The organism is Streptomyces sp. NBC_01384 (assembly GCF_045040035.1).
In the GTDB taxonomy this organism is placed as follows: domain Bacteria; phylum Actinomycetota; class Actinomycetes; order Streptomycetales; family Streptomycetaceae; genus Streptomyces.
In genome coordinates, this window is the sequence record NZ_CP109559.1 from 8,342,097 (window position 1) to 8,361,664 (window position 19,568).

A 19,568-nucleotide genomic window follows, 5' to 3' on the forward strand; every position below is an offset into this window, starting at 1 on the left:
GACCGGGAGACCGGCTGTCCGGGCGCTTCCCGGAGGACCGGGGGCCCGGAAGTTCGTAGAGTGGAGGGAGGACGGCGAGATCCACGGCCCCCTCCCGGACGCCACTCGGGCGCCACTCGCGGCAGCGCCTGCCCGGCGAGCACCGGGACCGCGCCGGGGCCACGACGAGCGGGGTACACCATGACCGGAGTCGACCCGGACCGGCTGGACGACCAGCAGCTGATGAAGGAGCTGGAGACGATCCACCGCACCCGCCACGACACGCTGCTCTACGGTTCGAACGACGCCCTGCGGACGCACAACACGCGCATGGCGCAGCTGGAGGGCGAGTACCTGCGTCGTCATCCACGCCGTCCGGTCGCCGGGGGCCGGACGCGCGAGGGAGCCCGAGAGCGGGGCCCCGCGGCGGAATGCATGAATGAGTGAGTGTCCCCGTTGTGAGTGAGCGACCCTGTGAGTGAGTGACCCTGTTGTCGCAGGTGAACCGTTCGCGCCGGTTGCCGCATCCCGCGAGCCCGGTCCCGACGGCCCTATCCGCCGTCCGCCGTCCACGGTTCACCGTTCACCGTGTCGCGTCACGCGGTCTGCCGGGCGAACGCCTCCAGGAACGCCTTGTCGAACGCCTTGAGATCGGCCGGCTTGCGGCTGGTGACCAGCGTGCTGCGCCCCTGCTCGCAGACGTGCACCTGCTCGTCGACCCAGGTGCCGCCCGCGTTGCGGATGTCGGTGCGCAGACTCGGCCAGGAGGTGAGGACGCGGTCCGAGACCACGTTCGCCTCGACGAGTATCCAGGGGGCGTGACAGATCGCGGCGACCGGACGGCCGCGCTCGAAGAAGCCGCGGACGTACGACACGGCCCGTTCGTCCAGACGCAGCGCGTCCGGGTTGGCGACGCCGCCCGGCAGGACGAGTCCGTCGAAGGACTCGGCCGACCCATCGGCGACGACCTCGTCGACGGGGAACGTGTCCGCCTTGTCGAGGTGGTGGTAGGCCTGGATCCGGCCGGGCCTGGTGGACACGAGGACGGGCTCGCCGCCGGCTTTCCGCACCGCCTGCCAGGGGTCGGTCAGTTCGATCTGCTCGACGCCCTCGGGCGCCATCAGAAACGCGATACGCATAACTCCTCACTCTCCTTTCCCGGCCCCCACACCATCTCGGCCCTCATACGGCGCCACGCGGTCGGTGAGGACGCCCATGAGCTGGTGGTCGCCGGCTACCAGGACATCGCCGATGTTCTGGGCGCGCATCAGCGTGCGGCTTCCGCAAGCGAGGCGTCCGGACGGACCGCGACCACGCCCGGCGTCATCACCTCCCTGACGAAAACTGCCATGGCTGATGGGCCGTCCTGGGTTCCGCGGTCCCCCGGCCGGGGGAGGGGCGGGTGCGTCGACGTGACGACGCCCGCACTACCCCTGGGCCGGGGCCCCTGCCTTCTCCAGCGGTTCTCCAGCGGTTTCTCCGGCCTGCTCACGGCCCTGCGGCGCGTACCGTACGACCTCACCGCCCTGCGGCGTGTACCACCGATTCGGCCAGCTCGTGCACCGTGGCGTAGCGCGCCTTGTGCGGAAGCCGCTCCACGGAGGCGACAACCGGGTCGGGCGCGTGCTGGTCGCGCAGGACGTCGGCCAGGTCGCGGGGACCCGCCGGGAACGTGGTACGGACCAGGAACCGTGCCAGTTCCAGGCGCACCGTCTCGATGGAGGAGGGTGCGCGGTTCGGTGACACGGGGCCACGCACGATCTCCGGGTCGTCGTCGGCAGTCGGCTCCGGGTCCTGCCACTCCTCGGTCCGGGTGGGGTGCCCCGACCTGAGCAGTTCCCGCAGTTCGTGTTTCATCTCTTCGTCCCGGTGGACGCTCAGCCGATCGCTGCCTCGCTGCATGACTCCCTCCAGATGTTCGGGGGTAGTGATCTCGTACCCGTACACCTGGAGTCGACACTTCCGATTCGGCTCGACCCGGACGCCTGCGCCGCGGTACGCGATCGTACCCTCACGCACCGTGAGGATGTCAGCGTGTCAGAGTGTCAAAGTGTCAGGCCTGCGGGGCGGAGCGCTGGGCTGCCATGCGACCGCACTGGCCCGCGCCCGCCATCGCGGTGTCCGGGTGAGGTCGTCGAACCGGCGGCGGTCAGGACATGCCCCACGCGAGTCTCCGGGGCCGGCAGCAAGAACGTGAGGTGTTTGCCGGGCGAAGGCCGGGGCAGGCGGATTCCAGTGCTTCGGACAGGAGGCACGTCCGTGGGAGCGGGAAGCCCTCGCCACGGGTGTGCCCGTTCGGCGCACCTGTGCGCTCCCACGGTGACCGTCCAACCCAAGGCACTTTCAAGGGAGTTGCGACGCACCATGCGACATCAAGTGAGCGCGAAGCACCACCCGCACGACGACGCCCCCGACACCGCGGAGGCATTCCGCAGGCTCGCCGCGCTTCCCCCGGGCCGGCAGCGCGACACGCTCCGCGAGGAGATCGTCGAGGCCTGGCTGCCGATGGCCGACCGGCTCGCGGGCCGGTTCCGCAGCCGCGGCGAGAGCTTCGAGGATCTGCGCCAGGTCGCGGCACTCGGCCTGGTCAAGGCCGTCGACCGGTACGACCCCGAACTCGGCAACGCCTTCGAGAGCTATGCCGTGCCGACCGTGACCGGAGAGATCAAACGGCACTTCCGCGACCACATGTGGACCCTGCACGTGCCGCGCCGCGTCCAGGATCTGCGCAACCGCGTCCGGTCCGCCGGCCAGGAACTGTCGGGTACCCTCCCGGGCCGCAGGCCCACCGTCGCCGAGATCGCCGAGCACGCCCGGATGAGCGAGGAGGACGTCCGGACCGGCCTGGAGGCCCTGGAGACCTTCACCGCGCTCTCCCTCGACGCCGAGATCCTGGGCAGCGAGGACGGCTACTCGCTCGGTGACGCCCTCGGCTCACCCGACCCGGCCCTCGACGTCGTCATCGACCGCGAGGCCGTCAAACCCCGGCTGCGGGCACTGCCCGAGCGTGAACGCACCATCCTCTACATGCGGTTCTTCGCCGACATGACACAGAGCCGGATCGCCGATGAGCTCGGGATCTCCCAGATGCACGTGTCGCGGTTGATCAGCCGGTGCTGCCATCGGCTGCGCGAGCAGGTGCTGCGGGACGCGGCGTAGGCGCCCGCCGTTTCATCAGGGGGAGGGTGCCGGAGAGTGTGGGGAGGGCGCGGGTTGTCCGCGGTTGCTCGCGCGGTTCCCCGCGCCCTTACGGGGCGCACCTCACGAAGTCCCCATCGCCAGGGCTATGTGACGGGACATCATGTCCATCGCCTGCGCCTCCGCCATGGAGAACGCCAGGCGGGCGCCGCTGCGGAACAGGGTCAGTACGCCCCGCACGGCGCCGGGCGCGGTGGTCAGGGGCACGCACAGCAGTGATGTCACATTCGCGCGTACGAGAACGGGGGCGCCCGAGGTGTCACGGCCGAAGGCGTCCGGGTCCTCGGGGCGTACCTGCAGCGCCGTGGATCCGCCGCGTGCCGCCTCGACGACGAGCGGGCACCCGGCGGGATCCTGGGCGGCCACGGCCGTCGCCCCCGCGGCGCAGTCGGAGGGGGCGAGCACCGTCGTACGCGACAGCCGCGGCGCCCCCGCGTCGGCCACCACCCAGTCCGCGAACCGCCCGTGCAGTACCCCCGCCGCCCGTTCCAGCACCGCGGGCGGATCCCCGGCGGGGCCACTGAGCAGCGCCGTGGTCATGGCGTCCACCAGATCCATCAGCGTCGCGTGCCGGGTCGTCTCGGTGAGACTCGGCACCGGGCCCGGCACGCTCTCGTCCGACGGCACCCGGTTGCCCGCGGGCTGCAGGACGACGAGGACGGCGGTCCGGGGTTCACCGCTGGGCCGCAGCGCGGCGAGCGTCGCGCGCACCGGCACCGAGGGCTGCTGCTGGAGGTGCACGGTGAGACTGCGGTCGCCCTCGCCGCGCGCCACCGCCGCCGCCTGTGAACGGAACGCGGCACGGTCGGCGTGCGCGAGGAACCCGGTCAGCGGCCGGCCCGTCGCATAGCCGGCCCGCAGGCCGGTGAAGGAGGTCGCCGCGAAGTTCAGCCTGCGCACCACCGTCTCGCGGTCCACCAGCGCGACGGGCACCGGCACCCGCTGGAAGAGCGCCTTGAGCAGCTGCTGCTCCTGGCGGTCGACCGAGGCGACACCGGCCGGACCGTCCGAGGACAGACGCTCGTACCGGGGCCACAACTGGTCGGCCACATGGTCGAGTTCGAAGATCGCCGCGTCGAGCACGGTCGGCAGGTCGTCGGCCGGTACCGAACGCGCCGCCTTGAGCTCCGCCACGCGGCGCACGAAATCCGCGAGTTCTTCACCGAATTCGTCCGTCTGCGCCATGCGATGAACGTAACCCGAAGGGTGGGTTCCGGGTGCTGTGGGGGCGCAAACCGCGGAACCCGTTTTCCGCGCAGGTGAGCGGGAAGGCGCGGAGAGAGGAGGCGCGAACCATGCCGGACACGGGTCGACACGGTCAACACGATCAATACGGCCAATACGGCCAACGCGGCCAACGTCGTCAAGTTGGTCAACGCGAACGACTCCGCCAACCAGGTCCACTTGCTCCACGGGGTCAACTCGTGCGCCTGGGAACGGAATCGCCGGAATTCACGCTTCCGGGAAGGCGGCTGTCGGAGCTCGCCGAGCAGGCCGCCCGCTGCACCACCGACTGCTGCGGCGCCAGTTGCATGGTCTCCGAGGGCGGTCCGGAACGGCCCGCCGCGGTGACCCACCCCGACCTCGCCGGGCTGGTCTCGGTCCAGCTCCGCTCCGGTGACGGTCCGATCCCCGCCGCCCTGGAACGCGGCGAGCCCGTCGACTCGGCGGACCTGCTGCGCGAGGAGCGCTGGCCGGCGTATCGCGCCATGGCCCTCGACTCGGGGGTGCGCTCCACGGTCACGATCCCCTTCCGGCGCTCCGGGCTGACCGTGACCCTCAGCCTCTACAGTTTCCGGCCAGGGGCCTTGGAGGACGCCCCGCACGGCCCCGCCCGCGCGCTCGGCGACCTCGCCGTGACCTGCCTGGTCCGCGACCGCTCCTACCGCGCCGCGCTCACCGAGCTCGACCAGCTCGGCGCCGCGCTGCGCACCCGCCCTGTCGTCGACCAGGCGTGCGGGATCGTCATGCACGTCCTGGGCTGCGACGCGGACGCGGCGTTCGGCGTACTGCGCCGCATCTCGCAGGGGACCCAGCGCAAGCTGTCCGACGTCGCCTCGGCCGTCGTGGACAAGCGCGGACGCGGCCTGGAGCGGGAACTGGTCTCCCTGTCGAACTGACCGGCCGGGGCGCCCACGGTGTCACCCGCTCGGGCGTCCGTGTCGCGCGAATGGTGTCCGGCCGCGCGCGCCCGGCGGCCGGGCGGGCTGTGATGGGCCGGGGGGCGCGACGGCCGTGCCCCCTTCAGACAGTGCCTTTCTGAAGGAGCCCGACCCATGCGCCGTACCGCCCGTGCCCTGTCCGCCACCGCCCTGGCCTGTGCCGCCCTGGGCGCGGCCGCCTCGGCCGCGTCCGCGGATCCGGGCGCGGAGGTCGCCCCGCTCTCCGTGGCACCCGGAGGGCTCGTCACCGTCTCCGTCACCTGTGACGCGATCGGTGGCGCCCCGCCCGAGTCCATCGACGCCCACTCGCAGGGCTTCGAGGAGGGCAAGGTCCAACTGCGCCGCGTCCCCGGCAACGACGGGAACGCGACGGGCGCCGCCTCCTACCGCGGTACGGCCCGTATCCCGTCCGGCGGGAACGGCGGGAACGGCGGGGGCAGCGGGAACGGGGGAATTGGCGGGGTGGGTGGGCTCGGCGGGAAGAGCGGGGTGGATGGGCTCGGTGGGACTGGCGGAGTCGGTGGGACCGGTGAGCACTTCGACGGCGGATCCGACACCGGGGGCCGCGACGGCAAGTGGGGTGTCGACGGCGTGTGTCCCGTCGCGCCGGGCGACCGGGAGCGGCCGTGGAAGGCCTCGTACACCGTGGCCCGCGGCACCGGCACGGGTCCTGACGCGGAGGGTGGTACGGGGCGTGACGCAGGGGGCGACACGGGTCGTGACACGGGGGGTGGCATTGGTCGTGACACGGGCCGTGACACGGGGAGCGGAACGGGTCGTGACACGGGGAGCGGCACCGGGCGTGACACGGGGAGCGGCACCGGGCGTGACACGGGGAGCGGCACCGGGCGTGACACGGGGAGCGGCACCGGGCGTGACACGGGGAGCGGCACCGGGCGTGACACGGGGAGCGGCACCGGGCGTGACGCGGAGGGCGACACCGGTCGTGACACCGGCGCGGCTCGCGACACCATGGAGCCCCCCGCCGGTGTCGGGCGCGGGGTGCAAGCCGGTGAGGGTGGCACCTTCACCGATTCCGTCCCGGCCCTGGCCGCCGGAGGCGTCCTGATCGCGGGCGCACTGGGCGCGGCCGTCCACCGGCTGCGCCACAAGGGCTCCTCTCCCGGCGGCTGACGCTGGGACGGGCGCGACCCGATCGGGCGCCCATGGCGGGGCGGGAGCGTGGGTAACGACAGGGCACGGCATCACGGACTGCGCGGAGGCACGGATGCGGCGGACGGTTCCGGAGGGGCACGGTCCGGTCCGCTACGGCCCGCCGCTCCCCGATCAGGGCCTCCCGGTGCTGCCGGAACTGCGCGCCGTGCTCGCCGACGCCGCCGACCGCGCCGACACGGAGCTCTCCGGCGGCGGCCCCGCGCTCCTCGACGCCGCCTGCGACTACTGGACCCGCCGTGGCCTGGCCGCCGACCGTGAACGGGTGGCCGCCGCCCCCGGTGCCCCCGCCCTGCTTCTCGCGCTGACCGGCGCACTCGGCGGCGACGTCCTGGTACCGCGCCCGTGTGCCGCCTGGTGGGCACCGCAGGTCCGCCTGCTCGGCCGGTCCGTGTTCCACGTGGCGACGCCCGCGGAGTGCGGCGGCCTCCCGGACCCGTACGCCCTCCTGGAGACCGTCCGCCGAGTCCGTGCCGAAGGCGGCGACCCACGGCTGCTCGTGCTCTCCGTCGCCGACGACCCCACCGCCACCGTCGCGCCGCCCGAGGTGGTGCACGAGACCGTGGAGGCCGCGGTGGGCGAGGGGCTGCACGTGGTCAGCGACGAGACCTGGCGCGACACCCTGCACCGACCGCACGACACCGTGCTGCTCAGCCCGGCCGAGATGCTCCCCGGCGAGGTCACCGTCCTCACGGACCTCGCGGGCGCCTTTCTGCCGCAGGGCTGGCCGGCCGCCGTGGCCCGCTTCCCGGAGACCGACGGGGGTCTGCGGCTGCGCGCCCGCGTCCTCGACGTGCTCACCGTGCTCGGCGCCCGGGTCGCCGTGCCGGTCGCCGCGGCGGCCGCGTACGCGCTCGGCGAGCCGGACGCGGTCACCGAGCGCCTGACGGCCGCCGTACGCCTGCACGCGCGCGTGGCTCTCGCCGCGCACCGCGCGGTGGTCGGTTCGGGTGCCCTCGCACGGCCGCCGCAGGCGGGGAGACATCTCTACGTGGATCTCGGCCCGTTGCGCTCCGCGCTGACCGCGCTCGGCGTCGGGGACGCACAGGAACTGGAGGACTTCCTGACCGTCCGGCTCGGCATGCCCGCGCCGGGCGGCCACCGTTTCGGGGACGACCTCGGGGCGCTGCGGGTCCGGCTGGGTACGGGACCGCTGCTCGGCGCCACCGACCAGGAGCGGGCGGAATGCCTCGGTTCACCCTCACCGCTGGAACTGCCACAGGTTCAACGCGCGTTGACCCTGTTGGGGTCGGCGTTCGACGATCTCCGTGACGACGCTCAGCGAAGGGAGCCTCCTCGATGACGCAGCAGTCCCAGTCGACCACGAGCACGAGCCCGTCTACGTCCGCTTCCACGACCCAGTCCACGGCCACGTCCACGTCTACGTCTACGACCACGCGGGACGCCGATGAGCCGGCTTCCTTCACGGCCCCGACGGTGGGGCATTGCTCATCGGTCGTTCCTCTTCGCCCTCTCGTCGAGCCCCGTCCGCTCGGCACTGGGGGACGTTCGCGCTGTCTGCGGAGCCGGTGTTGGAGCCGTTGACCCGGGTGAAGGTCGCTTGGGAGCGGGCGGGCTTGGTGCGGGGGGATCTGTGGGATCTGGCGGTGGGGGGTTCTCGGGTTCTGGGGTGAGTGCGGTGTCGGGGCGGTGGGGTGGCTGCGGGGGTCTGTGGTTGCTCGCGCCCGCGCGGCGGAGCCGCACAATGTCACAGTCCAGCACCCCTATGGGGGCGCAGTCACCCGCGCTTCTAACGCGGCGCCGTTCTGCGTGCCCTGCGCCACACTCCCGGTGTCAGGCTGATCGCCACCGTCAGGAGTACCGCCGCCACCACCCCTTCCCACGGCTCGTCGAAGAGGGAGCCGCCGAGGATGCCGATGACCTGATAGGTGGCCGCCCAGGCCAGGCAGGCGGGGATGTCGCCGCGGGCGAAAGTACGCAGGGGCACCTTCGCCAGCAGGCAGGCGAGCATCACCGGGATGCGGCCCGCCGGGACCAGGCGGGACAGGACGAGGACGGTGACGCCGTGGTCGTTCAGCTTCTCCTGGGCCTGGGCGAGCCGGTCCTCCGGGGCGCGCACGCGGATCGCCTCCAGCCAGCGCGAGCCGTTCTTGGACCCCATGCCACGCCGGCCGAGCCAGTAGAGCGCCACGTCGCCGAGGAACGCGGCGAGCGAGGCCACCACGAAGACCAGCAGCAGCGCGAACGGCGCCGTCTGGTGAAAGGCCACCACGGCCGCCGAACTGACCAGTGCCCCCGTCGGTACCACCGGCACCAGTGCGCCGATCAGCACCAGTACGAACAGCGATGGATAGCCGATCGCCTGCTGTGTGGTCTCCGGCGACACGGCCGCGCCCGTGGCGGACAGCAACACCGCCGGGGCGGTGCTCTTGGCGGTCAGGAATATCGCCGGGGTCGCGCCCGCGGCGGTCAGGGGCGTCACCGCACGACCTCCGGGCGTACGCTCTCACCGTGCTCGAGCCGGTGCACCGCCACCTGGGGCGCACGCTCGGCGGCAAGGCGCACGAACTCATCACCCGGCGCATGGAATTCATGGGGGCGCACGCCGTCCATCCCGATCGGCCAGTACGTGCCGTAGTGCACCGGTACCGCGCTCCCCGGCATCAGCTGGGCCAGCGCCTCGGCGGCCCGCCCCGCGTCCAGGTGCCCCTCCCCGAGGAACGGCCCCCAGCCGCCGACCGGCAGTAGCGCCACGTCGACCGGTCCGACCTCCTCGGCCATCGACTCGAACAGCCCGGTGTCCCCGGCGAAATACGTCCGCGCCTCGCCCTCGACCACGAAGCCCAGCGCGGGCGAGCGGTGCGGTCCGACCGGCAGCCGCCGCCCGTCGTGCCGTGCCGACACCGTACGTACCACCAGGTCACCGACGCGCGTCCGGTCCCCGGGCGCCACCTCGACGAGCCGCAGATGCGCCAGCCTGCGCAGCGCGGGCAGCACACGCGACGCCCCCTTGGGCACCAGCAGCAGCGTGCCCGGCGCGAGCCGCTGCAGCGAGGGCAGATGCAGATGGTCGGCGTGCAGATGCGAGACCAGCGCCACGTCCGCGACAACCGCCTCGGGAGGGGGCGGCGCCCCGCGCCTGCGCCGCAGATGCGCGAGCCGGCGCGCGAAGAGCGGATCAGTGAGGACGCGCGTACCGGAGTCCTCCAGCGTGCAAGTGGCGTGCCCCCACCAGGTGATCTCCACCGGCACTTCTTTGCCTCCTTCGCGCGACTCCCCCCGAGCCTACGTGCAGGAGTAGGGTCGGCGGCGAAACCCGGAGGTGAGGGGGACGCCATGGGAAACGCACGCAGCGCCTCCGCCGTGCCGTCCGCCACGTTCTCGGCTTCGCTCGAACAGGCGGGAGCCCCATCGGTCCGCGTCACGGCCATCGCGAGCCTGACGCCCCTGGAGGAGCTCGACGCGGACCCCTTCCTCGTCGACTCCCGCAGCCAGTACGCGATGTGCGCCCGCTGGGCCGCCGAGCGCGGGTACGTCGTCACCCGCGAGCTCCTCGTCCGCGGTCTGCGCCCCGACCACCGCACCCTGTGGGCCGATGTCGAGGCCGGCCTGGTCGACCTGTTCGTCGCGCCGAGCCGCCGCGTCCTGGAGCGCGCCCTCGCCTCCGTCGACGAGTTCGCCGCCGAGTGCGCCCGCCGCGGCGTACGGATCGAGACGGTCGGGTGCGCGGAACCGTCGTACGACGCCCAGATGAAGGCCCGGGTGCACCGCCGCCTGTCGATGCCGACCGCGGGTTACGACGGCCGTTGAACGGTGATGCCCGCCGCTTGAACGGTGATTACCGCGGAATCTGATCGAGAACACGGGGACACCCGGGGCTGCCGCCCGTTGTGACAGGGTGGGAGCAGGCCTCGCACACCGGGGGGGCCGGGACGTGAGGTGGACAGGGCGTGGGTGGCGGGCGTTGGCGGCGGGTCCTCAGCGGAGTGTGGCGGAGCATCGCGGTGTGGGCCGTGTCCACCATCACGATGCTCGTCCTCGCCGGTGTGCTGCCCGACTTCCAGCTGAAGTCCGACAACGGTGACAGCGCCACGCAGATCGCCGTCACCGCAGGGGTCGGCGCCGCCGTCTTCGGTCTGCTGTCGTCGCTCGTGTGGCCGCTCCTTGTACGGGCGCTGCTTCTGGTGCCCGCCCTCGTGCTCGGTCTGCTCGTCTTCTTCCTGAACGGGTCCTTGCTGCTGATCGCCCTGCGCATCAACCCCTCCGGGCAGGGAGAGGCGGCGCCCGAGACCGCCGTGGTCGTCGCCGCCGTGATGTCCGCGGTCGCCTCGGCCACCGGGGGTGCCCTCGCCGTCCGGGACGACGACGCCTACCGGCGCAGGCTCTACCGGCTCGCCGACCGGCGCCGCAGACGCGCCGACGGACAGGCCGGGCCCTCGACCCCCGGCGCCGTCTTCCTCCAGCTCGACGGCGTGGGCCACGAGGTGCTGGAGGAGGCGGTCGGCAAGGGGCTCATGCCCACCGTCGCGCAGTGGCTCGGCAACCCCACCAACAGCGGCAGCCCCACCAAGACCGGCAACACCACGAGGAGCGGCCTCCCCACTCACCGGCTCACCCCCTGGCGCACCGACTGGTCCAGCCAGACCGGCGCCAGCCAGCTCGGCATCCTGCACGGCAGCAACCACGACGTCCCGGCCTTCCGCTGGTACGAGAAGGAAACGCACGAGGTCATGGTGTGCAACCGGCCCTCCAGCGCCGCCGAACTCCAGCGCCGGGCCATCGAGTACACCGGGGACGGGGGACTTCTCACCGTCGACGGCGCCAGCCGCGGCAACCTCTTCAGCGGCGGCGCCGACCAGTTGGCCCTCGTGCTGTCCATGGCCGCGAGAAGGGGCAGGGAGAACCGCTCCCGCTCGGGCTACTTCGCGTACTTCAGCGACCCCGCCAACGCCGTCCGTACGGCCATGTCCTTCGTCGCCGAGGTTCTCCGGGAGATCGGCCAGTCGACCTCGGCCCGGCTGAAGAAGCGCCGGCCACGGGTCAAGCGCGGCGGACTGTACCCCTTGGTCCGTGCCTTCGCGACCGTCGTCGAGCGGGACGTCGTCGTCGCCGCGGTGATCGGCGACATGCTCGCCGGACGCAACGCGGTCTACGCGGACCTGGTGGCGTACGACGAGGTGGCGCACCACTCCGGGCCGCGCAGCCGGGACGCCGAGAAGGTCCTGGAGCGCCTCGACCGGTCCCTGGCCCTGATCGCCAAGGTCGCCGAGCACGCCCCGAGGCAGTACCGGATCGTCGTCCTGTCGGACCACGGCCAGAGCCCCGGTGAGACCTTCCTGACCCGCTACGGCCTCAGCCTCGGCAATCTGGTCCGGGCCGGCTGCGAACTGCCCGCGCCGCGCAAGGCACTTGGGGTACCCCCAGGCATTGAGCACGGGGGGAGCACCCACAGCGGCAACGAGGCGCGGGCGGCGGTGCGGGCCGCGCTGCGCAGGCCCGTCGAGGAGCGCGGCGAGCGGCACGGCCCCTCGCGCCGCTCCGAGCCCATCGTGCTGGCCTCCGGCAACCTCGGCCTGGTCTCCTTCCCTGACGTTCCGCACCGGATGAGCCGAGAGGAGATCGACCGCCGCCACCCCGCGCTGCTGTCCACCCTCGCCAACCACCCCGGCGTCGGCTTCGTGCTCGTCCGCAGCGAGAAGTACGGCGGACTCGTGCTGGGCGCGAACGGCGCGGAGGTGCCGGTCGACAAGCTCGACGACGCACACCCGGGCCCGCTCGCCGGCTTCGGCCCCGGCGCCGCGGACGCCATACGCCGCTCCCACTCCTTCCCGCACGTCGCCGACATCATGGTCAACTCCTGGTACGACCCGAAGGAGGGCGAAGTCCTCGCCTTCGAGGAGCAGATCGGCTCGCACGGCGGACTCGGCGGCGCCCAGGCACGGCCCTTCCTGCTGTCACCAGTGGCCCTGTCCCTACCGGTCGAGGACGACACGGATCTCGTGGGCGCCGAACAGGTGCACCACATACTGCGGCGGTGGCTGCGCGAGTGCGACGGGCCTCAGGTGCCGCTGGCGGCACGCTCGGACGAGCGCGCCGCCTGAGCGGCTGGTCCACGGGTGCGGGCGCCGGGAAAGGGGCTGCGGTCGGCGGAGCGTCTCTGGAACTCTTGAGGATCCTGGGTTGTCGCGTGGCCCCGAGGGGTGGAAGCGATGGCGAGCGCGGACGAGTCCGGGCCGATCCTTGGGTGGAGCCCGTGTGCGGCGTCACTGGCGGTGACGCGGTGCCGGCGTCTGGACTGTGCCCGGCTCTTTCGGGTCGGGCACACCCTGGGATCGCTGCCCCACAGCCCGGCGTCGACCTGCTGCACCGCGCGGACGACTTCCCGCCGGGCGCGCCGGTGCTGGTCATCACGGACGGCTGGTGCGACGTACTGCGGGTGCGGCGCGAGCACGCGTATCTGATTCCGCAGGGTGCGCGGCTTCCGTTCACGGCGCGCGGACCGGTCTTCCGGGTGCGCTGAACTGCCTTCGCGGCGGCGAAGAGCTGTCATTCTGCGTGAGTCGCGCGCGGGTGTGATCGGATGAGGCGTACGGACCCGAAAACGGGACCTCATCGAAGGGATTCATCGTGGCAACCACGCGCACCGCACACACCGTGTGGGAAGGCAACCTGCTCGAGGGCAACGGCGTCGTCACCTTCGACTCCTCCGGCATCGGCCAGCAGCCGGTGACGTGGGCGTCGCGGGCGCAGGACGCCAACGGCAAGACCAGCCCCGAGGAGCTGATCGCCGCGGCCCACTCCAGCTGCTTCTCCATGGCGCTGTCGCACGCCCTCGCGGGCGCGGGCACCCCGCCCACCAAGCTCGTCACCAACGCCGACGTCACCTTCCAGCCGGGCGAGGGCATCACCGGCATCCACCTGACCGTCGAGGGCACGGTGCCGGGCCTCGACAACGACGGCTTCGTCGCAGCGGCCGAGGACGCGAAGAAGAACTGCCCGGTCAGCGCCGCGCTGACCGGCACGACGATCACCCTGTCGGCCAAGCTGGCCTGACGCCCGGCAGCGGAGCGGCGCCGCGGTCCCCGCGCAGGGCCCGCGGCGCTGTCATGTCCGGGCCGCCCCGGCACGCCCGTCCCATACACAAGGCCGTCACATAGACAAGCCCGCCCCATTGACAAGCCCGCCCCATTGACAAGTACGCACCCAAGTTTTGTGCTTGAAGGTGGGCAGCGCCCTGGCGGAAGGGGACGGACATGGCACGTGCGGTCGGGATCGACCTCGGTACGACGAACTCGGTGGTGGCCCTCCTCGAAGGCGGCGACCCCACCGTCGTCACCAACGCGGAGGGCGCGCGCACCACCCCCTCCGTGGTGGCCTTCGCCAAGAACGGCGAGGTGCTCGTCGGCGAGGTCGCCAAACGCCAGGCCGTGACGAACGTGGAGCGGACCGCGCGCTCGGTCAAGCGCCACATGGGTGACGCGAGCTGGCGCTTCCCGGAGCAGGGCTCCGTCGACGGCACCCGCTACCGCGCCCAGGAGCTGTCGGCGCGCGTCCTGCAGAAGCTGAAGCGGGACGCGGAGGCCTACCTCGGCGAGGACGTCACGGACGCCGTGATCACCGTGCCCGCCTATTTCGATGACGCCCAGCGCCAGGCCACCAAGGAGGCCGGCGAGATCGCGGGCCTGAAGGTACTGCGGATCATCAACGAGCCGACGGCCGCCGCCCTCGCCTACGGCCTCGACCGGGGCGAGGAGCAGACCGTCCTGGTCTTCGACCTCGGCGGCGGCACCTTCGACGTCTCGCTCCTGGAGATCGGCGACGGCGTCATCGAGGTCAAGGCCACCAACGGCGACACCCACCTCGGCGGCGACGACTGGGACCAACGGATCGTCGAACACCTCGCCGGGCGCTTCAAGGCCTCGCACGGCATCGACCTCGGCCGCGACAAGATGGCGCAGCAACGGCTGCGAGAGGGCGCCGAGAAGGCCAAGATCGAACTGTCCAGCGCCTCCGAGACCATCGTCAACCTGCCCTACATCACCGCCACCGCCGACGGCCCCCTGCACCTCGAGGAGAAACTCACCCGCGCCCAGTTCCAGGAGCTGACCGCCGACCTCCTCGACCGCTGCAAGACCCCCTTCCACCAGGCGGTCAAGGACGCGGGCGTCAAGGTCGCCGCGATCGACCACGTCATCCTCGTCGGCGGCTCGACCCGTATGCCCGCCGTCACGGAGCTGGTCAGGGAACTCACCGGAAAGGACCCGCACAAGGGCGTCAACCCCGACGAGGTCGTGGCACTCGGAGCGGCCCTTCAGGCGGGCGTCATCCGGGGGGACGTGAAGGACGTCCTGCTCCTCGACGTCACCCCGCTGTCCCTCGGCATCGAGACCAAGGGCGGCATCATGACCAAGCTGATCGAGCGCAACACCACGATCCCGACCCGCCGTTCGGAGATCTTCACCACGGCCACCGACAACCAGCCGTCGGTCGGCATCCAGGTCTACCAGGGCGAGCGTGAGATCGCCGCGTACAACAAGAAGCTCGGCGTCTTCGACCTCACCGGGCTGCCGCCCGCGCCGCGCGGGGTGCCGCAGATCGAGGTCGCCTTCGACATCGACGCCAACGGGATCATGCACGTCTCCGCGAAGGACCTCGCCACCGGCCGCGAGCAGAAGATGACCGTCACCGGCGGCTCCGCGCTTCCCAAGAACGACATCGACCGCATGATGCGCGAGGCCGAGCAGTACGCCGAGGAGGACCGCGCGCGCCGCGAGGCCGCCGAGACCCGCAACCAGGCCGAACAACTCGTCTACCAGACCGAGAAGTTCCTCCGCGAGAACGACGAGCGCGTCCCGGCCGAGACGAAACCGGAGGTCGAGTCCGCCGTCGCCGACCTCAAGCGCCTCCTGGAGGACTCCGCCACCGACACCACGACCCTGCGCACCGGCGTCGAGAAACTGGCCTCGGTGAGCCAGAAGATGGGCCAGGCCATGTACGCCCAGGCCCAGCAGACACCCGGGCAGACACCCCGGGAGGAACCGGCCGCCGAGCACGCCGCGGCCGAGGAGGAGGGCGTGGTGGACGCCGAGATCGTGGACGAGGACGGGGAGGCGAGGGGCGGCGCGGCGTAGGAACCCTCAGAGCACGGCGCAGGAGACCTCGGTAGGAGACCTCAGTAGGAGTCCCGTATCTCCCGCAGGATCTCCTTGGTACGGGGCACGGAGGCGGCCTGCGCCGACATGTGGTCCAGGACCTCCAGGTGCATGGCCACCTCGCGGCGCGAGTCGAGGTAGAGGGCACCGGTCAGGTACTCGCTGTAGACCATGTCGGGCAGTTCCGGCTCGGCGAAGCGGAACAGGGCGAAGGAGGTGTACGTCCCCGGGTGCGGGCCGCTCGCGTACTCGGCGACCTGGACGGAGATGTCGTCGCTCTCCATCTCCCGCAGCAGCCGGTCGATCTGGTCCCGCATGACCTCGCCGCGCATGCTCACCGGGCGGCGCAGCACGGTCTCGTCCATGATCACCCAGAGGTGCGGCCGGTGCTCGCGCCCGAGCAGCAGCTTCTGCCGGGTCATGCGCAGCGTCACGTGCCGCTCGATGGCCTCGGGCCCCGTCTGCCCGACGGTCCCGGCCTCCAGCACGGCGCGCGCGTACTCCTCGGTCTGCAGCAGCCCGGGCACGAAGTGCGGCTCGTACGACCGGATCAGACGGGCGGCGCCCTCCAGGCTGACGTGCATGCTGAACCAGTCCGGCAGTACATCGTGGAACCGCTGCCACCAGCCCGGCTGGTTCGCCTCCTCGGCGAGCGCGACGAAGGCGGCGACCTCGTGGTCGGCCACGCCGTACGTCGTCAGCAGCACCTGGAGGTACGGGATCTTGAGGGCGACCTCGGCCATCTCCATCCGCCGTACGGTCGCGGGGGCGACGCGCAGCACACGCGCGGCCTCTTCCCGCTTCAGCCCGGTGGCCTCCCGCAATTCCTGCAGCCGCCGTCCGAGCACCACTTGCCCCACGGTGGGCGCAGCCCGCCGCTCGCTCACGCCACGCCTCCCCAAGCGCCGAAGCCACCACTCAAACGGATCGGCGACGCGCCGTCAAGACACCTGTGACTGAAGGTATTTGACCGTCGCCGGGTCCGCGGGAAGAAAGGTCTCGATGGCCAGCTCGGCGACCGTGACGTCCATGGGGGTGTTGAAGGTGGAGATGGAGGAGATGAAGGACAGCACGCGCCCGCCGTGCTCGATCTGCAGGGGCAGCGCGAAATAAGGGACAGGCTCGACGCCTTCTCCCTGTCCCTGTCCCTGTCCCTGTTCCGGAACCGGGTAGCCCGCCACCTCCTCGTACAGTGCGCGCAGCGGCTCGGAGCGGGCCAGGGCGATCTGCCGTTCCATCTGCGCGAGCAGGTGGGCGCGCCACTCGCGGTGGTTGCGGATCCGAGGTGCCAGGCCCTGCGGGTGGAGGGTCAGCCGCATCGCGTTCAGCGGCGGCGTGAGCAGCGACTCGGGAACGTCCTCCAGAAGCATGGTGATGCCCCGATTGGCGGCGAGCACGGTGTACGTGGCGTCGACCACCAGCGCCGGGTAGGGCTCGTAGCCCTGGATCAGCCGCTCCACGCCCTGGCGCAGGGCGTCCATCGAAGGGTCGTCGAGGGGGGTCTCCGGGTAGTGGGGCGCGTAGCCGGCGGCCAGGAGCAGCGCGTTGCGTTCCCGTACCGGGACGTCGAGGTGTTCGGCCAGCCGCAGCACCATCTCCTCGCTCGGCCGGGAACGCCCGGTCTCGATGAAGCTGATGTGCCGGGCCGAGGAGTCGGCCCGCAGTGCCAGCTCCAGCTGGCTGACCCGACGCTGTTCCCGCCAGCCGCGCAGCAGCGGGCCGACACCCTTGCCGACAGGGGCGGTTGGGGGACTGGTGGGACCGGTCGCGACAATGGTCATACGCCGACCGTAGCCGAGGAGTCGTACGTCAACGACCGGGGAACGGGCGTCTGCCGCGAAAAGCTCCGGTGGTGCCGAAGGGCCTGGGTCCGGGGACTGTGGCAGGGTGAAGAACAGCCCACGCGGCACCCCCGTCGTACGAAAGGAGCGAGGTCATGCCCGTCGAACCGCTGTCGCAGAAGGAGATCGAGGAGCGGCTCGCGGAGCTGCCCGGCTGGTCGCTGGACGGCGACCACCTCGCCCGCTCCTATCGCCTCCCCTCCCACTTCGCCGCGACCGCGATGGTCGTACACATCGCCCAGGTACAGGAGGAGCTCGACCACCACTCCGACCTCACCCTCGGCTACAACACGATCTCCCTCACCGTGAACACCCACAGCGTCGGCGGCGCCGTCACCGAGCTCGACCTCAAGCTCGCCCGCAGGGTGGAGGCACTCGCTCCGGGACATGGCGCACACTGATCCACATGCTGGACTACGACAAGGAAGCCGACGCATACGACGCCAGCAGGGGCGGTGAGCCCAGAGCGGCCGCTGCCGCGGACGCCGTACTCGGACTCGTTCCCGACGACATACAGGCCCTGCTCGACATCGCCTGCGGCACCGGAATCGTCACGCGCCGCCTCGCCGCAGCCCGCCCGACACTCCGGGTGACGGGCGCGGACGCCGCGCAGGGCATGGCCCGGATGGCGGCGGCACGGCTCCCGGGCGCGGTGATCCGCGCCGACAGCCGCCGACTGCCCTTCCCCGACGCCTCGTTCGACGCCGTCACCACCGTCTGGCTGCTCCATCTGGTCGACGGCGCCGAGGACGTCCGCGCCATCGTCGCCGAGTGCACGCGGATACTGCGACCGGGCGGGGTGTACGTCACCACCGTCGACAAGGCCGCCGCGCACGACGTGGGCAGCGACATCGACGCCGTACTCGCCCCGCGCCCGCGCCGCCCCGCCCAGGACCGCGCCGAGCGCGTCGAGGCGTACGCCGTCGAGCACGGCCTCACCCCGGCCGGGCAGGCCCGCTTCCAGGGCCACGGCCAGGGCCGCAGCCCGCGCAGCACCGTGGCGGACCTGCGCCGAGGCTGGTTCACCAGCCTCGCCCCCGACGACCCGCTGACCGAGCGCTTCACCACGCTGCTCGAAGCGCTGCCCGATCAGGAAACCCCGCGCCCCGACCCGCAGTTCACCCTCCGCGCGTTCAGGAAGATCCCCGCCGCGCGAACTCCATGACCCAGTTGGTCACCCATGTCTTCTCCCCGTCCACGGAGAAGGCCTGCTCCCAGCGGGCCGTGTTCGCGGAGACTCCCGACCACAGGAACCGCACCCGCACGTCCTTCCCGTCGTGGGTGTCGTCGCCGTGGAACTCTCCGCGCCCGTCGGGCCCGAACCGCCCCACCACCGGCGGGAACAGCTTTCCGCTGCGGCTCGACGACCAGTTCAGCGACCACACCCGCGCCGTGGGGTCGAAGAGGCGCAGGGTGAGGCCCTTCCACCCCTGACTCGGCACCGCCATCTCGTCGATGTTGGCGGCCCCGTCGAACAGGCTCCAGCAGCGGTGCGTGGCCGGGAACTCCTCCCAGCCGCTGCCGGCGTCGAGGAAGTCGGTCAGACGCCTGTTGTGGACGTCCCACTCGCCGTGGAAGAAGTCGAAGTCGTGCGGGCTGCTCATGAGCGGTCTCCAGTCGTGCCCTCGGGGAGGGAGTCGGCAAGGTAGGCGTCGAGGTCGGGGACTTCGGGCGCGAGCAGATGCCGCACCCAGGCGTCGCGTTCGTGCAGGATCGGCGGCAGCTCCCAGACGCAGCCGATCCAGGGGAGGTCGGGTGTGATGAAATGCGTCGGGTCCCGGTCCGGGCAGCCCAGGGCCGGCTGGCCCGCCGACGCGCCCCGGAAGTGCAGGACGTTGTCCCACACCCAGCTGTACGCGTTGAGGTAGGCGCCGTCGTCGCCGCCCCGGTGCAGTACGACGAAGGTCGCGGGCGGCGTGCCGTCGGGCTCCGGCAACAGCTTCGGCAGCATCGCGTACGCCGCCTCCTCGACGTCGGGCGCGATACCCGCCGGGTCCGCGGTGACGTGGTAGCGCTTGATCCGCCGCCCCGCCACCTCGATGGGCGGCGGCACGGTCAGCAGTTTCTCCCTGAAACTCGGGAAGGTCCTGGAAGCCATGACC

At 71.9% G+C, this 19,568-nt stretch carries 19 protein-coding genes and 3 pseudogenes; 12 read left to right on the forward strand and 10 right to left on the reverse strand.

Translation table 11 applies throughout. The features are described from left to right. Positions 1-79: 79 nt before the first annotated feature. Positions 80-426 (forward strand): annotated as a pseudogene (locus OG747_RS38375) (DUF6158 family protein). Positions 427-575: 149 nt separating this feature from the next. Here the strand turns inward: OG747_RS38375 and OG747_RS38380 are convergent. From OG747_RS38380 to OG747_RS38390, 3 genes and pseudogenes are all read right to left on the reverse strand, one after another. Beyond that, positions 576-1,118 carry a type 1 glutamine amidotransferase domain-containing protein gene (locus OG747_RS38380; protein WP_405883949.1) on the reverse strand — a complete coding sequence of 181 codons (543 nt, stop codon included), beginning with the start codon at positions 1,116-1,118 and terminating at the stop codon, positions 576-578. Positions 1,119-1,175: 57 nt separating this feature from the next. Further along, positions 1,176-1,330, reverse strand: a pseudogene (locus tag OG747_RS38385) (CBS domain-containing protein); the annotation flags it as partial. 167 nt (positions 1,331-1,497) lie between these two features. After that, positions 1,498-1,881: a DUF2795 domain-containing protein gene (locus tag OG747_RS38390; protein WP_405883950.1), complete on the reverse strand. Its 384-nt coding sequence runs from the start codon at positions 1,879-1,881 to the stop codon at positions 1,498-1,500. A gap of 462 nt (positions 1,882-2,343) precedes the next feature. On the opposite strand from OG747_RS38390, the gene OG747_RS38395 reads away from it, so the two are divergent. Further along, a complete protein-coding gene (locus OG747_RS38395) occupies positions 2,344-3,138 on the forward strand; it encodes an RNA polymerase sigma factor SigF (RefSeq protein WP_405883951.1) in 795 nt (264 codons plus the stop codon). 102 nt (positions 3,139-3,240) lie between these two features. Here OG747_RS38395 and OG747_RS38400 read toward each other — a convergent pair whose 3' ends face one another. Continuing rightward, positions 3,241-4,362 (reverse strand): PAS domain-containing protein, encoded by a 1,122-nt coding sequence (locus tag OG747_RS38400; RefSeq protein WP_405883952.1) that lies wholly within the window; start codon positions 4,360-4,362, stop codon positions 3,241-3,243. A gap of 239 nt (positions 4,363-4,601) precedes the next feature. Here OG747_RS38400 and OG747_RS38405 point away from each other — a divergent pair, with 239 nt between their 5' ends. From OG747_RS38405 to OG747_RS38415, 3 genes are all read left to right on the forward strand, one after another. Next, a complete protein-coding gene (locus tag OG747_RS38405) occupies positions 4,602-5,297 on the forward strand; it encodes an ANTAR domain-containing response regulator (protein ID WP_405883953.1) in 696 nt (231 codons plus the stop codon). A gap of 156 nt (positions 5,298-5,453) precedes the next feature. Then, positions 5,454-6,473, forward strand: coding sequence for a hypothetical protein (locus OG747_RS38410; protein ID WP_405883954.1), 1,020 nt, complete (start codon positions 5,454-5,456; stop codon positions 6,471-6,473). A 94-nt stretch (positions 6,474-6,567) separates the two neighbouring features. Next, positions 6,568-7,815: an aminotransferase class I/II-fold pyridoxal phosphate-dependent enzyme gene (locus OG747_RS38415; protein WP_405883955.1), complete on the forward strand. Its 1,248-nt coding sequence runs from the start codon at positions 6,568-6,570 to the stop codon at positions 7,813-7,815. 447 nt (positions 7,816-8,262) lie between these two features. Here OG747_RS38415 and OG747_RS38420 read toward each other — a convergent pair whose 3' ends face one another. Both OG747_RS38420 and OG747_RS38425 read right to left on the reverse strand, forming a co-directional pair. Beyond that, positions 8,263-8,883, reverse strand: coding sequence for a DedA family protein (locus OG747_RS38420; protein ID WP_405885920.1), 621 nt, complete (start codon positions 8,881-8,883; stop codon positions 8,263-8,265). 68 nt (positions 8,884-8,951) lie between these two features. After that, complete coding sequence (locus OG747_RS38425) at positions 8,952-9,725, reverse strand: MBL fold metallo-hydrolase (RefSeq protein ID WP_405883956.1); 774 nt, start codon at positions 9,723-9,725, stop codon at positions 8,952-8,954. An 84-nt stretch (positions 9,726-9,809) separates the two neighbouring features. Here OG747_RS38425 and OG747_RS38430 point away from each other — a divergent pair, with 84 nt between their 5' ends. The 5 genes and pseudogenes from OG747_RS38430 to dnaK all read left to right on the forward strand — a co-directional run bounded on the left by OG747_RS38430 (position 9,810) and on the right by dnaK (position 15,604). Then, positions 9,810-10,283: a hypothetical protein gene (locus OG747_RS38430; protein ID WP_405883957.1), complete on the forward strand. Its 474-nt coding sequence runs from the start codon at positions 9,810-9,812 to the stop codon at positions 10,281-10,283. A 140-nt stretch (positions 10,284-10,423) separates the two neighbouring features. Further along, positions 10,424-12,574 (forward strand): phage holin family protein, encoded by a 2,151-nt coding sequence (locus tag OG747_RS38435; RefSeq protein ID WP_405883958.1) that lies wholly within the window; start codon positions 10,424-10,426, stop codon positions 12,572-12,574. A 236-nt stretch (positions 12,575-12,810) separates the two neighbouring features. Then, positions 12,811-12,993, forward strand: a pseudogene (locus OG747_RS38440) (hypothetical protein); the annotation flags it as partial. A 107-nt stretch (positions 12,994-13,100) separates the two neighbouring features. Then, the gene (locus tag OG747_RS38445; RefSeq protein WP_405883959.1) at positions 13,101-13,526 is read left to right on the forward strand and encodes an OsmC family protein; all 426 of its coding nucleotides are present in this window, start codon (positions 13,101-13,103) and stop codon (positions 13,524-13,526) included. A gap of 200 nt (positions 13,527-13,726) precedes the next feature. Then, positions 13,727-15,604, forward strand: a complete 1,878-nt coding sequence (dnaK, locus tag OG747_RS38450; protein ID WP_405883960.1) for a molecular chaperone DnaK — start codon at positions 13,727-13,729, stop codon at positions 15,602-15,604. 41 nt (positions 15,605-15,645) lie between these two features. Here dnaK and OG747_RS38455 read toward each other — a convergent pair whose 3' ends face one another. Next, positions 15,646-16,512 (reverse strand): helix-turn-helix domain-containing protein, encoded by an 867-nt coding sequence (locus OG747_RS38455; protein WP_405883961.1) that lies wholly within the window; start codon positions 16,510-16,512, stop codon positions 15,646-15,648. A gap of 54 nt (positions 16,513-16,566) precedes the next feature. Next, the gene (locus OG747_RS38460) at positions 16,567-17,406 is read right to left on the reverse strand and encodes a helix-turn-helix domain-containing protein (RefSeq protein ID WP_405883962.1); all 840 of its coding nucleotides are present in this window, start codon (positions 17,404-17,406) and stop codon (positions 16,567-16,569) included. A 155-nt stretch (positions 17,407-17,561) separates the two neighbouring features. On the opposite strand from OG747_RS38460, the gene OG747_RS38465 reads away from it, so the two are divergent. Next, positions 17,562-17,867 (forward strand): 4a-hydroxytetrahydrobiopterin dehydratase, encoded by a 306-nt coding sequence (locus OG747_RS38465; RefSeq protein ID WP_405883963.1) that lies wholly within the window; start codon positions 17,562-17,564, stop codon positions 17,865-17,867. 5 nt (positions 17,868-17,872) lie between these two features. Continuing rightward, positions 17,873-18,631, forward strand: a complete 759-nt coding sequence (locus tag OG747_RS38470) for a class I SAM-dependent methyltransferase (protein WP_405883964.1) — start codon at positions 17,873-17,875, stop codon at positions 18,629-18,631. Here the strand turns inward: OG747_RS38470 and OG747_RS38475 are convergent. Both OG747_RS38475 and OG747_RS38480 read right to left on the reverse strand, forming a co-directional pair. Further along, on the reverse strand, positions 18,600-19,070 hold the full coding sequence (locus OG747_RS38475; RefSeq protein WP_405883965.1) for a hypothetical protein: 471 nt from the start codon (positions 19,068-19,070) through the stop codon (positions 18,600-18,602). The two genes, OG747_RS38470 and OG747_RS38475, sit on opposite strands and share 32 nt — an antisense overlap. Then, complete coding sequence (locus OG747_RS38480; protein WP_405883966.1) at positions 19,067-19,564, reverse strand: hypothetical protein; 498 nt, start codon at positions 19,562-19,564, stop codon at positions 19,067-19,069. Before OG747_RS38480 ends, OG747_RS38475 begins: the two co-directional genes overlap by 4 nt. Between the last annotated feature and the right edge of the window lie 4 nt (positions 19,565-19,568).

Excerpts from the sequence above, each read along its gene's own strand:
- OG747_RS38380 (WP_405883949.1), bottom strand. The coding sequence starts at position 1,118 with ATGCGTATCGCGTTTCTGATGGCGCCCGAGGGCGTCGAGCAGATCGAA.
- OG747_RS38390 (WP_405883950.1), bottom strand. The coding sequence starts at position 1,881 with ATGCAGCGAGGCAGCGATCGGCTGAGCGTCCACCGGGACGAAGAGATG.
- OG747_RS38395 (WP_405883951.1), top strand. The coding sequence starts at position 2,344 with ATGCGACATCAAGTGAGCGCGAAGCACCACCCGCACGACGACGCCCCC.
- OG747_RS38400 (WP_405883952.1), bottom strand. The coding sequence starts at position 4,362 with ATGGCGCAGACGGACGAATTCGGTGAAGAACTCGCGGATTTCGTGCGC.
- OG747_RS38410 (WP_405883954.1), top strand. The coding sequence starts at position 5,454 with ATGCGCCGTACCGCCCGTGCCCTGTCCGCCACCGCCCTGGCCTGTGCC.
- OG747_RS38415 (WP_405883955.1), top strand. The coding sequence starts at position 6,568 with ATGCGGCGGACGGTTCCGGAGGGGCACGGTCCGGTCCGCTACGGCCCG.
- OG747_RS38430 (WP_405883957.1), top strand. The coding sequence starts at position 9,810 with ATGGGAAACGCACGCAGCGCCTCCGCCGTGCCGTCCGCCACGTTCTCG.
- dnaK (WP_405883960.1), top strand. The coding sequence starts at position 13,727 with ATGGCACGTGCGGTCGGGATCGACCTCGGTACGACGAACTCGGTGGTG.
- OG747_RS38460 (WP_405883962.1), bottom strand. The coding sequence starts at position 17,406 with ATGACCATTGTCGCGACCGGTCCCACCAGTCCCCCAACCGCCCCTGTC.
- OG747_RS38465 (WP_405883963.1), top strand. The coding sequence starts at position 17,562 with ATGCCCGTCGAACCGCTGTCGCAGAAGGAGATCGAGGAGCGGCTCGCG.
- OG747_RS38470 (WP_405883964.1), top strand. The coding sequence starts at position 17,873 with ATGCTGGACTACGACAAGGAAGCCGACGCATACGACGCCAGCAGGGGC.
- OG747_RS38475 (WP_405883965.1), bottom strand. The coding sequence starts at position 19,070 with ATGAGCAGCCCGCACGACTTCGACTTCTTCCACGGCGAGTGGGACGTC.
- OG747_RS38480 (WP_405883966.1), bottom strand. The coding sequence starts at position 19,564 with ATGGCTTCCAGGACCTTCCCGAGTTTCAGGGAGAAACTGCTGACCGTG.